Here is a 14,518-nt window from a genome sequence, read left to right on the forward strand (position 1 = left end):
CAAGTCCCATGAACACCCCCGCCACACGCACCCTCACCGCCCTCCTGATCGGAGCCTCCAGCCTGGCGCTCGCCACCCGCGCGCAAGCACAGGAAGTGGTCTTTGCCGACAACGCCGACCTTGCCGCCGCCGCCCTGCGCGGCGAGCGCGTGACCCAAGGCTCGGGCGTCACCCAGATCCGCCTGTCCAGCGGCGCGATGCTGTCCTTCGTCGAAGGCGCAGAGTTCCAGCTGCGCCCCGATGGCACGGTCGACCTGTTCAAGGGCAACGTCACCGTGACCGGCACAGGGATGAGCGAAACCGTGGTGCGTCTTGGCGGGCAAGGCACCGGCAAGATCAGCGGTGCGGGCTCCTCGGGCAGCTTCTCGGTCGATACCGACGCCAGCGGCAAGACCAAGGCGACGGGCCGCGTCCTCACCGGCCTTGCCTCCATCGCCAACGGGCGCGAGGAAAAGCGCTTCAATGCCGGACAGGCGTGGGAAGTCGCCAATGGTCACCCGCGCCTTGCCACCTCGGCCCCGGTCGCCCCCGCACCGCGCATGACGCCGCAGCGTCAGGCCCAGCTTGCCGCTGCAACACCGGCCCCGACGCCCACACCTACGCCTGCCCCTGAACCGCAAGTCGCTTCGATCAGCAATGGCGGTCCAGCCGCTGCTGCGCAGAACGGCGTGCCGGTGGTGCTTGGCGAAGCGCTCGCCGCCGCCGGAGCCTCGGGCGACATCGTCTCTTCGGGCCAGCGCATTGAAGCAGCGGTTGCCAATCCGTCGCTCGAGACCTTCCCCTCGGACGATCTCGCCAACCTCGTCGCCTATGCCGCGCGGCTGGAAAGCCTCTACGGCGGCCGCCCGTTCAACCAGGCCCAGGCCGACGTGATCCGCGCCTACCTGAACTACCTCGCCTCGGGCCAGTCGCAGGCGCAGTTCCTCACCGTCTATGCCGGACTGATGGTGCAGTTCCTCGATCTCGTCCGCTCGGGCGCGGCACCCTCGTCGTTCAGCGGAACCTCGCTCACCGACATCAACGCCTTCATCTCCTACCGCTCGCGCACCGATGGCTTTGCCGCGCTGTCGAGCCAGAACCGCGTGCTGGTCGACGCCTACCTCGCCTTCATCCTTGGCGGCGGGAACGCTGACCAGTTCGTCGCGCGCTATACCTCGCTGACCCAAGCCTATTTCAGCTTCATCCGCAGCGGCGGCGATCCGCTGGCCTTCGAAGGGGCAACCCAGGCGACGCTTTCCGCCTACATCACATTCCTCAACGATTCCGGCCTGCTCGTCCGTCTGGCCGAAAGCGACCGTGCGCTGCTCCAGGCCTATCTCGCCAATGGCGGCACGGCCTTCATCCAGCAGTACCGCACTGCGCTGACCACCTATTTCGCCTATCTGAAGAGCGGCCAGTTGCCGAGCCAGTACGAAGGCGCCGATCCCGCCGCGCTGCGCCAGTACCTCGAAACGCTGCAGGCCACCGGCCTGTTCGAACAGGTGCTGGGCGCACAGGCGACGTTCTATGCGCAGTATCTTGCCTATCTGAAAGATGGCGGCACCATCGACGGCTGGCAGGGCCTGCCCGCCAACGTCTTTGCCGGATACGCACAGGCGCTTGACAGCTATCAGGCCTATCTTGCCGCAGGGGGCCTGCCGTCCGCCTATACCGCGCTCGATCCTGCCGTGCTGCGCCAGTATCTCGATGCGCTGGCCGCAGCGGGCGCGCTTGACCGCTTCCTGGGCAACACTGCCACGTTCTATGCGCAATACCTTGCCTACCTTGCAGGCGGCGGCACGATTGACGGGTGGCAGGGCCTGCCGTTCAACGTGTTCACCGGCTACGCCACCGCGCTGCAGGCCTATTACGATTTCCTCCAGAACGGAGGCCTGCCCTCGGCCTATACCGCGCTGACGCAGGACGAGATCCGGCAGTATCTGGCAGCCCTTTCGGCGGTCGGCGCGAACGAGGCCTTCCTCGGCCAGCTTGCCAGCTTCTACACGGCGTTCTTCACCTATCTTGCCAATGGCGGAAACCCCGACCTCTACACCGGCCTGCCCACCCCGCCGAATTATCAGGCCTTTGCCGATGCGCTTTCGGCCTATGTCGCCTACCTTCAGGCAGGCGGCGTGCCGAGCGCCTATACCGGCGCAGACCTTGCCCTGCTGCAGCAGTACATCAAGGCGCTGATCGACAGCGGCAAGCTCTCCACGCTGCTGGCAGGACAAGCCCAGTTCCTCACCGCCTACTACGCGTTCCTCGCAGGCGGCGGCACGCCCGATGGCTATTCGGCATTGCCGGTCTATGCGACGTACGTCACCGCGCTCGAAGCCTACTACGCCTTCCTCGCAGGCGGCGGAAAGCCTTCGGAATACACCGCGCTCACGCAGGCGCAGATCCTCGCCTACCTCAAGGCGCTGACCGATGCGGGCGTCCTCGCCGCGCTGTTCGATGGCACGACGCTGGCCTTCATCCAGAGCTTCTACGTCTATCTGGCGGGCGGCGGGAATCCGGACCTGTTCTCAGGCCTTCCGGGTTCAGGCGGTGGCACCGGAGGCGGTACGGGCGGCACGCGGCTTACCACCTACACCGGCGGCTTCCCCTCGAACGCATCGGGATCGAAGGCCATCGCCGGACACGCCGGGAACATCCAGCCGGCCAACTCCACGCCCAACATCAATGCCGATGGCTCGCTGTTCTCGGCTGGCGACATCGGCACGCTTGGCGCAAAGGTCACGGACATAGCAGGCGATGCCAGCGCCATCGTCGGCCGTTTCTACGATGGCAATGCCCGCTTCAAGAACAGCCAGTTTGGCTTTGGCACCAACAATGGCCTGCCCTACGTGGTCCTCGCGCCCAAGGGGGGAACGCTGCCGGTTTCGGGCACCATCGACTACAAGGTGCTGGCGGCAACGCGTCCGGTCTATTCCGACGGGCGCACCGCGCCGGGCACTTTCGATGCAGCGCTGACCATCGGCTTTTCCAGCAACAACACCCGGCTGACCTTCCGCACGCTCGGCACGATCGTCATGCCCGAGGCCAGCGGCGATGTGACCTACACCTTCAGCACGCCCAATTATGCGGGCGGGCAGATGCAGGAGGTGATCTACGACAGCCTCGGCAACTACTTCTTCGGCACCGGCATGACCGGCACCGGGCAGGCCTGCGTCTCCGGCGGCACCGGCTGCAACATCAGCCTCTACGGCGATTTTGCTGGAACCAGGCCCGAAGAGCGCCTCGGCCTGATGTATCAGACCTACGGCGGCGCGTTCAACGCAGGCCGCCTTCAGGGCGCGGTGATCTTCGGCAAGGAGGGCACGCTACCGGGCGGAAGCACGGGCAGCGGGGGCACGGGCACGGGCGGCGTTCTCACCAGCTACACCGGGGGCTTCACCGGCACCAATCCGCGGATCAACTTCATCACGACGCTGCGCCTGTCGAGCGGGACCCTGCTCGCGGGCAGCGAATCGGGCTTCAGCGCGCTGGCCTATACGCTCGACAGCAATGGCGGGCTGACCAGCTATACCCGCGCCGGAAACTTCACCCGCACGCCGGGCACGATGACCATCGGCGACGTGGCAGGCGATGCCGATGTGCTGCTCGGTCGCTGGTCCAATGGCACCAACACCGGGGCCAACCCCTTCACCCTGAATGCCAATCAGGGCTTCCACTACGTAATGACTAGCGCCCTGCCGACCGGCTTTGCCGCTCCGACGACGGGGATCATCCAGTACGATCTCTATGCGGCGACCAAGCCGACGTGGATCGACGGATCGGGCGCACCCGGCACATTCACCGGCAGCTTCAAAGTCAACTTCGGGCTCGCCGTGCCCAAGGTCGGGATGGAAGCGAAGATCGTGATGCCAACAGGCGGCGCGGGCGGCGGGGCCTATACCTTCGACTTCGCAACGCCCGGCGGCCTTGCCGACATCACGCAATCGACCAGTGATTTCAACGTGTTCTCGAACCAGAGCTTCAGCTTCGTGGTGCCGGGTGACGATCATTCCGGCACCTGCTCCACCGGCACCTGCTACATCGCCGCCTTCGGCAGCTGGGCAGGCAGCACCGACAAGATCGGCCTGACCTACACCGCCGTCAGCCCCGCAGGCAGCGGCAAGAACATCATCGGCGCAGCAGCGCTCAAGGTGGGTTCGGGGACGGGCGCCGGAACGGGAACCGGTTCTGGCACTGGTGGGAGCACCGGAACGACCGCCGCTCCCACCGGAACCGCCAAGTACGTCGGCTTTGTGGGCGGCGGCAGGTTCGCCACGTTCGACAACACCACCAATGTCACCGCCACCAGCGACGGCAAGATTTCGCAGATCGACGGGTTCTACAAACTCAACGGCGCGACCAACACCGACAACGGCACCGCAGGTGGCGTGATTGCATGGTCACGCTGGGTCAACGGCGGGGTCACCAGCCTTGGCCAGCTGGGGAACACCACGCTCGGCGCAGGTGGCCTCGCGCAAGTCTGGGGCACGCCTGCCACCAACGTGCCGACCAGCGGCAAGGTCGATTACGCCCTCGTCGGCAGCACCCGTCCGGCAACAGGCGACGCGGTCGTCGGCACGCTCGACAGCGCCAAGCTCTCGGTCGATTTCACTGCCGCCAAGGTCGGGTTCGAAGCGGCGCTGACGGTCTCTGGCTCGGCCGTGACGATGTCGACAGCAGGCGGCGCGGCAAGCCCCTCGTTGTCGCTCCGTACAAGCGGAACGACGTTCGCGGCCGGCACCGGCCAGATGACTCTGACGGGGGCCTCGGGCGTTTCGATGGAAGGGTTCCTCGCTGGCAACGGCGCGTCTCATGCCGGCGTCGGGTATTTCCTCCAGACGACCACCGGCAATGTTGCAGGTGCCATCGCGTTCGGTCCGAAGGCACCCTGAGAACGTCAACCAAGATGACCGCATTTGTCACGAGAGTGACGGGACAGTTGTGTGGGAGTCAGGGGGGAGTTGCCGCAGAGTTACCCCAGAGTTGGAAAAGGGCCGCACGAGGGGTGCGGCCCGGTTTCAAGGGGATGACCGATGCTTCGCAGGACCTTTGCTTTCACCGTACTTTCAATGGTTTCAACCGCCGCCCTGGCAGCTGACAAGGAACCGCCCGTCACGCTCAACAAGTGCGAAACGAGCTACGGCACGGTCGCGCTGGTCGATGGCGATACGCAAGGCTGGACCAAGTACGGCCTGTCCTCGCCGCGCGAACTGATCGCCGCGATGGCCCGTGAATCCGGCTGCTTCGCGCTCCATGATCCCGCCAGCGGCAAGCCCGCCACGTTCCTGATGAACGTGATCGCGGGCGACAAGGAAGAAGTCGACAAGTCCATCGAAACCGCCAAGGGCGTCGCCATGGAAGGCCTCGTCCGCTCGGGCGCGGCGAGCGGGATGCTGCGCGGGATTCCCGGCGGCGGCTCGATGCTCGGCATGTTCGGCGGCTTTGGCGGCAAGAAGAAGGTGGTGGCCGCGGGCATCCGCCTGATCAGCCCGGCCAATGGCCAGACCGTCGCTTCGGGCGCGGGCGAGGTCAAGAAGACCACGATTTCTTTCGGAAATGGCGGCGGAACCATCGGCGCCGTGGCCAGCGGCGCGACCGGCGCGGCCTATGCCGGGAGCAAGGACGGGCAGATGCTGATCGAGGCATTCGTCAAGGCTTTCAATGGCATATCGGCGCAAGGCCCCTCGCTCGCCTCGCTCGTTCCTGCCGCAGCGCTCGCCCCGGCACCGGCTCCCGCGCCAGTAGCCGCGACAACGGCGATCGACACCAAGATGCTGGCCGCCGCCGACCTCAAGTCCGCAACGCTTCGCACCGTGCGCGCCGGAACCGCTCTCACCCCCACCGGTCAGCGGCAAGGTCTGTTCATCGAGGTCCAGGACAGCTTCGGCACCAAGGGCTGGGTCTCGGTAGAGGACATGCGCTGAAGAGCCAGATGACGCTAGGTTGCATCGTCGTGACGGAGCCGATTTTGGCCCAGCGCGAGGAGAGAGGAGGGAGCCATGCTCGTCCATAGTGACCGACGATCGACGCTGCGATGGGCCAAAATCGGCCCGCCCCTTCGGGGTGGCGTCAGGAAGCCCCTCGGACAGCGTCACTTTGCTTGTCCGGGGCAACCAGCCCGGCCTGCGCAAAGTTCCTTGCCGAGAAGCTTCCTGACGCAATCCCGGCGATGCAACCTAGCGTCATCTGGCTCCTGCGCACGAAACGAAGTGTTGCATGGCCACCGTCCGGCGTGAAATGATCGCGTCGGACGGTTCGGCCATGTGGCAGAGGTCGAGCCCCGGAGTTCCAGAATGAAGAGCGGTCTCAACATCCTGTATGTGGAAGACGATCCGCGCGCCGCGCAGGCGGTGCAGGACCTCGTGCTCGCCGATGGCGACCGGCTGGCCTGGGAGCAGACCGGAACCGGAGGGTTGCAGCGCGCCGGGGCCGAAGACTTTGACGTGATCATCCTCGACCGCATGCTGCCCGACATCGACGGTTTGACCATCGTCTCGCGCCTGCGCGCCGCGGGCGTGGGCACACCGGTGCTGATGCTCTCGGCGCTGGGGCGCAGCGAGAACCGCATCGAGGGGCTGGAAGCGGGCGTCGACGATTACCTCGCCAAGCCTTACGAACCGCAGGAACTGGTGGCCCGGCTGCGGGCGCTGCACCGCCGGGCAGCGGGTGCGGTCCACGGCGCGGTGATCATCTACGGCGCGTTCGAATGCCACGTGAAGGCCCGCACCGCGTTCCGTTCGGGCAAGCACATCGCGCTCAGCCCCAAGGAATTCGCGCTGTTCCGCTATTTCATGGAGAACGCGGGCGAGACGGTGACGCGCGAGATGCTGCTGCGCGATGTGTGGAACATGAACTTCGATCCCCAGACCAACGTCGTCGACGTCAACATCGGCCGCCTGCGCCGCAAGCTCGAAGACGGCTTTGCCGCACCTGCGCTCGAGACGATCTGGGGTGCGGGATACCGCCTGACGAGAGGCGAATGAAGCCTGCGCGCGTCCGTGCCCGGTCGATCTTCGGCCAGCTGACGACGGCCTCGATCCTGATCGCGGTCATCGCGGTGGGCGTGCTGTTTGCGGTCACCACGATCACCGTCCAGCGCCAGACCCGCACTTCGCTTTCCGCCACCGTCTCGACAGATCTGGCAGGCCTGATCGACATCTATGCGACGGCGGGCCGCGAGGAACTGTTGCGTCGCGTGGCCGACCGGCAGGACGTGGTCAGCCTCGAAGGACGGCGATCGCACTACATGGTCGCCGATGGCGCGGGGCGCTTGCTGGCGGGCGACGTGAAGCGCTGGCCCGAGCTCAATGCCGCGCGCTCAGAAGAGGGGTTCGTGACGCTGGGCGATGGCACCGAGGTCTATGCGCAAGGGGCCAAGCTTGCCCCGGACCTGCAACTGCTGGTGGCGCGCGAGTACGACCGCGACAGGTCCGCGCTTGCCGTGCTGTCAGCCGCGTTCCTTGCCGTGGGCGCGGCGATCGTGGGGGCGGTGGCCTTCGTTGCGTGGATCACGGCGCGGCATCTTGCGCGGCGGATGGACGCTGTGAACGCGGCGCTTGGAGCGGCGGCGGACGGGCGCGCCGCGAGCTTTCCCGCCCGCCTGCGTGGCGGCGACGAGATCGACGAAGTGGCAGGCCACGGCGCAAGGCTTCTGGCGCGGCAGGCGCAACTGCTGAAGGCCTACAAGCAGGTGTCCGAACACGTCGCGCACGAAGTCCGCACCCCGCTGATGCACCTCGACAACCGCCTGGGCACGGCGATGCAGGCCCGGCCTGAAGGCGCGGGCGGGCCGATCGGCCAGTCACGCGAGGATATTCGCGCGATCCTGTCGATGCTCGATTCGCTGCTCGACATCGCCTCTGCCGAGAGCCGCCGGGGCGATCTGGCGGGCCTCGCCGAGATCGACATGAGCGCGCTCGTCACCAGTCTTGCGGACCTTTACGAAGGCAGTGCCGAGGACGCCGGGCTGACTCTCGAAACGTCGATTGCCAAGGGCGTGACCATGCTGGGCGAGCGGATGCAGATCACTCGGCTGCTGTCCAACCTGCTCGACAATGCGATCAAGTACGTTCCCGAAGGCGGGTGCGTCCGCCTGATCCTGCGCCCCGGCCCGCAAGTGACGGTGGAGGACGACGGCCCCGGCATTCCCCGCGACCAGCGCGACCGCGTGTTCGAACGCTTCGCGCGTGCAACCGCTCCCGGCGACCGGCCCGGCCACGGCCTCGGCCTTGCCCTTTCCCGCGCCATTGCCGAGCGCCACGGCCTTGTCCTGAGGCTGGGCGATACCCCGCGCGGCGCGCAATTCATCCTGGAGCCTGCCCCATGAAAGTCCTTTCAGCCCTGAGCCTTGCCTGCGCTCTCGCGCTCGGCGGTTGCGCTGCCGATCACACCCGCGCCGCGCGCGAAGTGCCGGTTCGCGTGGTGCTGTCGGGCACGGCAGAACCGGCCGAGGCGGTGGCGAGCCTGCTTGCCGATGCCGATGCCGCACAGGGCGATCCCAAACGGCTGGGCGCGATCCTTGCCGCGCTCGATGCGTTCGGCGCACGGCCCATGGCGGGCGAGGCGGACCCGGCGGCCACGTGGCGCAGCAAGGCCGCAATACCAAAGACGCCGCCCTATCGCGGGCGCGTGCTGGGGCCTGCCTACAAGGCGGGCATGCTCAACCCCGGCGCGACGGTGCGCCTGCCGCAGCTGTTCGACGGTGGCCGATCGGCGCGCGTGGCAGTGGCGACGCCGGGACAGGCGGGACTCGACTTTACGGTGCTAGACGGCGAGGCCAAGCCGGTCTGCCCGCCCGCCAAGGCGCGCACCCGCGAATGCATGTGGACGCCGCTGTTCAGCGGACGCTTCGAGATCGTGCTGACCAATCCTTCGAGCAACGCTGCGGGCTATTATCTCGTGATCGACTGAGGCCGCAGCGGTGATCGAGACTGTAGGGCGTTACCGTTGCGCTTGATCACTTCCCGAGATGCGCATGAAGTGATCGGACGTATCTTTCCTCGGCGCTCTTCAGAAGCTGCGGTCTTGTCCTCGAGCGGGGGCCGGAATTCTCCATCACATCGAAGCCGGGCAGGTTCAGGGCCGCCAGCAAGGTCACGATATTGTCCTCGATATCGTGACGCCGCTTGCCGAGGCTGGGAATCCTGCTCAGGTCCAGATAGGTCAGGCCAAATGACAGAAGGTCACGAAAGCCAAGTCTTTCGGAGAGCCCTGCTGCGATTCGAAACTCCATCGCAGCGGCCATCTGGCGCAGGGCATCATCGGTCTGGGCGCTTAGTCGCTGGTCGCTGCTGCGTCCGCGGTTCTTGAGCACCAGCCAATCGATCGGCGGCAGACCCAAGCGGGCTCGCTCACCCCGAAGCTCGGACACCAGGGCTCCGAATTGGCCCGGGCCGGCAAACTGCCGGGTTACGTGATTTATCTTCCCGAGACCCGTTGTATCGAACGTCGAGTTGCCGACAGGCGTCACGAGAGTGTCGGCAATCGCCATGGCAAAGCGCGCAGTCGTGGAATCCGATCCGGGCAGATCGATGACAACAAAATCGACGCCGCCCCCCAGACGGTTGATTTCCTGATGCAACAGCGCGCCACTTTGCTTTTCGAGCACGAGATGCCGAGGGCTTGGAAGTTCGATCCGCAGGGCACCTGCAGTGCCAGACCGTACATCAAGCGCACTGGCCAGCGACTTCTGTCGGCGGTCCAGATCAACTGCAAGAACCTTCGCACCTGAATAGCTCAGCGCAATGCAGACATGCATTGCCAAGGTGGATTTGCCTACGCCACCCTTCTCGTTGGCAAAGACGATGACATGTGCCGGAATGCGCGGTCGACTGACGACTTCCCCCAGGATCACCGAGGGTACCGAGCCGTCACCCCAGCCGGATGCAGATGTGTTCACCTGAGACCTTTCCGGCTCGCCGCTCTTGGCAGAGCCGTTTATCCGACGCTTTCACACGGGAACTGTTCTGGCATCATCAGGCACGCGTCCGATGGTATCAACAGCCGTTTGGCTCTATCGGCATAGACCATGAGGTTACGGCAGCATGCCTTAGAGCGGGTGGAAACCGCTCTATGCGGGCGATGCGCAAGAATGGGCTTACTCTCTCTATCGGGATGAGGAGACTTGCGTGGCCCGTCAGCCAAACAAGAACCTGATTTGGTCAGTCTCCCAAATCAGAAACCCGGTCTGCGACCTGCGTGACTTTACCCGACTGAGATGACGTGATGTCCATCCTGCTTAGCGATCTCCAAACGCCGACCCGTAAAGCTCCTGGCTATGTCGATCGCCGTCAGCAGATGCTGGCTCGGCTTCACGGTCGTGAACGCACCACCTGACGCAAGCACGAACGGAAGCACCAACTGATCGGCAAGGTAAGGGCCTGCAAAAGCGGAGGATTCTGCATACCCTTGCATGCGAGCGGCGGCGGTCTTCGCCAGTCGTTCGGCAGTTACGCCAAGCTGGCCAAATGCGCTCACGATCTCGGTGACGTTGGCGTATCGGGCTTCGAGGAGGAGAATGATGCCAGGCCCCTGGTCTGCCGGGACCTGACACATGCGAAACGCTTCCTCGGGCCAATCGGCAAGATCGCGCCGCGTCCGCGCCAGCATGCGTTCCCCGATTTCGCCAGGAAGTGCCGAAAAGACCGCTGTGGCAGACACGCCAAGTCTGTCGCCACGTGCGGTGCAATCCAAGGGCGTCAACGGCGCGGGTACGATGTCCACCTCGATCCTGCCGCCGCCGCGTGGATAGAAGCCATGACGGACCAGCCGTACTGAGACTTGCGGCCCCATCCGGTTGATGATCGGCATGAATGCGCGTTCGATGAACTCGAACGGAGGCGCGAGCATATTGTGCGTCCCACCCTCGAGCACGAGGCGCGACGGGCCACCTGCCAGCGCAAGCGGCAACAGCACGGTCTGCAATACGAGCCCTGTCGAGCCTGCCGTGCCGACCGCAAAGTGGTACTCACCGGGGATGGTGCGACCGGGACGGAACGTCAGTTCCGAACTGCCCACCGCAAGACCCGTGCATTCGGAGCCCGAAATCGCCGCTGCCGCTTCTACCGCCGTGACGTGCTGGCGCATCAATCCCGGCTTCGGGCGCCTGGCGCGGATGTCGGTGATGCGGAAGGGCTGCCCGGTGACCAGCGCGAGTGCGCACGAATTGCGCACCATCTGGCCCCCGCCTTCGCCTTCCGAACCGTCGATCGTAATCATCTGTCTACCAATCAGGAGGCTTGGCGGCCTGCATGAAGGGGATCAGCCCTTCACGCAGACGACCTGCTTCAACGTGTGGACGATTTCCACCAGATCGGCCTGTGCGGCCATCACGGCTTCGATCGGCTTGTAGGCCCGCGGCGTCTCGTCGATCACGCCAGCGTCCTTGCGACACTCGACGCCCTCGGTATCGGCGATATGCTCGTCGAGCGACACCAGCTTCTTGGCCTGGGTGCGGCTCATGACGCGGCCCGCGCCGTGGCTGCAGCTGTCAAAGCTCTCCGGGTTGCCCAATCCGCGCACGATGAAGCTCTTCGCTCCCATCGAGCCCGGGATGATCCCCAGCACGCCTTTGGCCGCACGCACCGCCCCCTTGCGGGTCACGAGCACGTTCTCGCCGAAGTGGTTTTCCCGCGTCACATAGTTGTGATGGCAGTTCACCGCTTCCATTTCAGCCTCGAAGGGCTTGGCGATCTTTGTCCGCAGCGCGGCGATGACGTTGGTCATCATCATGCGGCGGTTCAGCGCGGCGAAGTCCTGTGCCCAGCCAACCGCTTCGACGTAGTCATCGAAGTGATCGGTTCCTTCCGGGAAGTAGGCGAGATCCTGGTCGGGCAGGTTGATGTGCCACTTGCGCATGTCCTGCTTGGCGAGCTCGATGAAGAACGTGCCGATCGCATTGCCCACCCCGCGCGAACCGGAATGCAGCATGACCCAGACGCGCGCCTCCTGATCGAGGCACAGCTCGATGAAGTGGTTGCCCGTGCCCAGCGTGCCGAGGTGCGTGAGGTTGTTGGTGTTCTTCAGCCGCGGGAACTTGGCGCAGATCGCCTCGAACCGCGCCACGAGCACTGCCCAGGCATCGACGATCGCCGGGGGCGGCGAGCCCCACGAACCGTGATCGCGCTGCCCGCGTCCGACGCTGCGCCCATGCGGAACTGCCTGCTCGATCGCAGAGCGGATGCCATCGAGCGTATCGGGCAGGTCGTGTGCCATCAGCGAAGTGCGCGCGGCCATCATGCCGCAGCCGATGTCGACGCCAACGGCTGCCGGAATGACGGCACCCCTGGTCGGGATGACCGACCCCACAGTCGCGCCGATGCCGACATGGACGTCGGGCATAGCTGCCACGTGCTTGAAGATGAACGGCATCTGCGCCGCACGCGTCAGCTGCGCCCGCGCCTCGTCCTCGACGGGCACGCCACGCGTCCACATCTTGATCGGCACCCCGCCGGGCACGTGCTGGAATTCGAAAGTCGTATCGGCCACGATCGGCCTCCTTTGGTTGCATCATGGTGCTGGCGCCGAGGTTTTGGCGAGACATTTCTCCTGAGCTTCTCCGGTTGCCCCGGGGCTGGATTCGGACCACCGACCTCCGGCTCCCAAGGCCGGCGCTCTGGCGCATCCGAGCTACACCCTGTCTAGGACCTTGAGGGCGGTCGGCCCATTCCGACCGCCCTGCGGCTCCGCTTGTGCCGGGCTGTTCGACCTACCCGACACAGAAGTATCAGCAGGTACCGTGCCAGTTTGGATGAGGGCTGCTTCGAGAGAAAGTACGATACTGAGATATAATGGTATTTTTATGAACTGGGGGATTTCGGTTTGCACGGCACTTTATCAGGCGGTGTCCAATTTGTATCCCATAGGATAAGATGATAGAAATCTGGCGCATGAAGCCTGTCACCGTCATCAGCTTTCTCGGCTCCACATTGGATGCGTCCAAGTTCGGCCCTTCACGTTGGATGAAGTGGCGGCCATCAGTGGGGCTGTGCATGCACGAAGACCTGCGCGTGGATCGCTTCGTGATGATCCACGGCACGGCTCACAGACGCCTTGCCCAGTACGTGACCGAGGATATCGCGTCCGTATCCCCCGAGACGGACGTCGAGCATCATGTGATCGACTTTGCGGACCCTTGGGATTTCGAGGAAGTTTACGGCAAGCTTCTCGATTTCGCGCGCGCGCAGCCGTTTGATCCTGATGCCGAGGATTTGCTTGTCCACATCACCACCGGCACTCACGTCGCACAGATCTGCCTCTTTCTGCTGACGGAAGCCCATTACCTTCCGGGGCGGCTACTGCAGACGCAACCCAAGCGTGGCGCTCCTGACGCTGCAGGGACATGGAGCGTCATCGACCTCGATCTGTCGCGTTACGACAGCATTGCCACACGCTTTGCCAGCGAGGCTGAGGCGAGTACCTCGTTCCTCAAGTCGGGCATCGAAACGCACAATCCTGCGTTCAACGCGATGATCGAAGAGATCGAGCAAGTCGCGAGCCGCACCCGTGCGCCGATCCTGCTGATGGGGCCGACAGGTGCAGGCAAAAGCCAGCTTGCGCGCCGGATCTTCGAACTGAAGAAGCTGAAGCGCCAGGTCAGCGGACAGTTCGTCGAAGTGAACTGCGCGACCTTGCGCGGCGACAGCGCGATGTCTGCGTTGTTCGGCCACAAGAAGGGTGCATTCACAGGCGCCGCGGCCGACCGCCCGGGTCTGCTGCGCACAGCGGACGGCGGCCTCCTGTTCCTCGACGAAATCGGCGAGCTCGGCCTCGACGAGCAGGCGATGATCCTGCGCGCAATCGAGGACAAGCGCTTCCTGCCCGTCGGTGCCGACCGTGAGACAGAGAGCGACTTCCAGCTGATCGCCGGCACAAACCGCGATCTAGCCCGGTGCGTGGCAGACGGCACCTTCCGCGAAGACCTCTACGCCCGGCTCAATCTGTGGACTTTCACGCTGCCGGGACTTGCCCAACGTCGCGAGGACATTGCGCCGAACCTGGATTACGAACTTGATCGCCATGCCGAACGCGAAGGCGAACGCGTGACCTTCAACAAGGAAGCCCGCGACCGGTATCTTTCCTTTGCCGTCTCGAACGAGGCGCAATGGCCGGGCAACTTCCGCGACCTTGCCGCAAGTATCACCCGAATGGCGACGTTTTCGCCCAAAGGCCGCATCGACAGTGACGTGGTTGCCACAGAGATTGCGCGATTGAGGCGACTTTGGGTCGGCAACGAGCGTCCGGCAGACGACCTCGACACGCTGCTGGATGATCGGCAACGCGCAGATCTTGATCCGTTTGATCGGGTCCAGCTGGCGTATGTCGTTGCAACTTGCCGAGCCAGCCGTTCGCTGTCCGAAGCGGGACGCCTGCTTTTTGCCGCTTCGCGCACCAAGCGCGCCAGTACCAATGATGCCGATCGCTTGCGCAAGTACCTTGGCCGTTTTGGTCTGTCCTGGGAGCGTCTGAGCTGAGCTCGCCACAGCCAACCTGCCGGCCAAAAGGCAAGCGATCCTGACCCAGCTCAGGCAGCCTCCGCCGCCAA

At 64.8% G+C, this 14,518-nt stretch carries 9 protein-coding genes; 6 read left to right on the forward strand and 3 right to left on the reverse strand.

The window, feature by feature from the left end:
* Nucleotides 1-8: 8 nt before the first annotated feature.
* The 5 genes from ACZ1JW_RS04765 (at nt 9) to ACZ1JW_RS04785 (ending at nt 8,886) form a co-directional block, all read left to right on the forward strand.
* A complete protein-coding gene (locus ACZ1JW_RS04765; RefSeq protein WP_465142140.1) occupies nt 9-4,868 on the forward strand; it encodes a hypothetical protein in 4,860 nt (1,619 codons plus the stop codon).
* A gap of 177 nt (nt 4,869-5,045) precedes the next feature.
* A complete protein-coding gene (locus tag ACZ1JW_RS04770) occupies nt 5,046-5,900 on the forward strand; it encodes an SH3 domain-containing protein (protein ID WP_465142141.1) in 855 nt (284 codons plus the stop codon).
* Between the two features lie 369 nt (nt 5,901-6,269).
* Nucleotides 6,270-6,959: a response regulator transcription factor gene (locus ACZ1JW_RS04775; RefSeq protein WP_465124615.1), complete on the forward strand. Its 690-nt coding sequence runs from the start codon at nt 6,270-6,272 to the stop codon at nt 6,957-6,959.
* On the forward strand, nt 6,956-8,302 hold the full coding sequence (locus tag ACZ1JW_RS04780; protein ID WP_465142142.1) for a sensor histidine kinase: 1,347 nt from the start codon (nt 6,956-6,958) through the stop codon (nt 8,300-8,302). Before ACZ1JW_RS04775 ends, ACZ1JW_RS04780 begins: the two co-directional genes overlap by 4 nt.
* Nucleotides 8,299-8,886 (forward strand): hypothetical protein, encoded by a 588-nt coding sequence (locus ACZ1JW_RS04785; protein ID WP_465142143.1) that lies wholly within the window; start codon nt 8,299-8,301, stop codon nt 8,884-8,886. The genes ACZ1JW_RS04780 and ACZ1JW_RS04785 overlap by 4 nt, the downstream gene beginning before the upstream one ends.
* Before the next feature lie 46 nt (nt 8,887-8,932).
* On the opposite strand, the gene ACZ1JW_RS04790 is transcribed toward ACZ1JW_RS04785, so the two are convergent.
* The 3 genes from ACZ1JW_RS04790 to ACZ1JW_RS04800 all read right to left on the reverse strand — a co-directional run bounded on the left by ACZ1JW_RS04790 (nt 8,933) and on the right by ACZ1JW_RS04800 (nt 12,462).
* On the reverse strand, nt 8,933-9,874 hold the full coding sequence (locus ACZ1JW_RS04790; protein ID WP_465124612.1) for a division plane positioning ATPase MipZ: 942 nt from the start codon (nt 9,872-9,874) through the stop codon (nt 8,933-8,935).
* Between the two features lie 305 nt (nt 9,875-10,179).
* Nucleotides 10,180-11,193 carry an RNA 3'-terminal phosphate cyclase gene (gene rtcA / locus ACZ1JW_RS04795; protein ID WP_465124611.1) on the reverse strand — a complete coding sequence of 338 codons (1,014 nt, stop codon included), beginning with the start codon at nt 11,191-11,193 and terminating at the stop codon, nt 10,180-10,182.
* 42 nt (nt 11,194-11,235) lie between these two features.
* Entirely contained in the window at nt 11,236-12,462 is a 1,227-nt protein-coding gene (locus tag ACZ1JW_RS04800) for an RtcB family protein (protein ID WP_465142144.1), read from the reverse strand.
* 401 nt (nt 12,463-12,863) lie between these two features.
* On the opposite strand from ACZ1JW_RS04800, the gene rtcR reads away from it, so the two are divergent.
* Nucleotides 12,864-14,447, forward strand: coding sequence for an RNA repair transcriptional activator RtcR (rtcR, locus tag ACZ1JW_RS04805; protein ID WP_465142145.1), 1,584 nt, complete (start codon nt 12,864-12,866; stop codon nt 14,445-14,447).
* Nucleotides 14,448-14,518: the final 71 nt, after the last annotated feature.

The sequence above is a fragment of the Novosphingobium sp. BL-A-28-Hi1-0D genome (genome assembly GCF_055521755.1).